Origin of the sequence: Hymenobacter cavernae, from assembly GCF_014641455.1 — a bacterium.
GTDB classification, from domain to species: Bacteria; Bacteroidota; Bacteroidia; order Cytophagales; family Hymenobacteraceae; genus Hymenobacter; species Hymenobacter cavernae.
In genome coordinates, this window is the sequence record NZ_BMHT01000032.1 from 1 (window position 1) to 624 (window position 624).

Sequence of the window (624 nt, forward strand, 5' to 3'; positions counted from 1 at the left end):
CAGAAGCCAGTTAGGGTAGAACAGGTAACTGGGGCTAAGTCGTAACAAGGTAGCCGTACCGGAAGGTGCGGCTGGATCACCTCCTTTCTGGAGCTGCCCGACTCTGTGTCGGTGCGTTAGCACTCCTTTTTGTCTTTCCATCATTCAACGATTTTGATCGGATTCGGCCAGTAGGCTGACCCGGGCTTGTAGCTCAGGTGGTTAGAGCGCTACACTGATAATGTAGAGGTCCGTGGTTCGAGTCCACGCAGGCCCACGTCGCGTGGCGAATGGCTGCGGAGGGGCATACCGGGGGATTAGCTCAGCTGGCTAGAGCACCTGCCTTGCACGCAGGGGGTCAACGGTTCGAATCCGTTATTCTCCACGGAAGCGGCGCCACAAACGGTGGCCTTGCACGGGAGTAATAGAGTACCAAGCAGGAGTACTAAGCGATTAGTCTGCTGCTACGTTGTCCTCAATAGGAGGGCAGATGTTCTTTGACGTACTGAAAACGAGTAAGAAGTAACAAGCGCGGAGCGAGCCTGGTAACAGGGTAGCTCCCGGAAGAGAAGTAAGCAAGGGCACACGGGGGATGCCTAGGCTCTCAGAGGCGAAGAAGGACGCGATAAGCTGCGAAAAGCTGCG

2 tRNA genes and 2 rRNA genes are annotated in these 624 nt (G+C 55.8%); all 4 read left to right on the plus strand.

The annotated features are described in order from the left end of the window. Nucleotides 1-87: ribosomal RNA gene (locus IEX74_RS23070) — 16S ribosomal RNA — on the plus strand; the annotation flags it as partial. 95 nt (nucleotides 88-182) lie between these two features. After that, a tRNA-Ile gene (locus tag IEX74_RS23075) sits at nucleotides 183-256 on the plus strand. Between the two features lie 34 nt (nucleotides 257-290). After that, nucleotides 291-364, plus strand: a tRNA-Ala gene (locus tag IEX74_RS23080). A 180-nt stretch (nucleotides 365-544) separates the two neighbouring features. After that, nucleotides 545-624 (plus strand): 23S ribosomal RNA (locus IEX74_RS23085); the annotation flags it as partial.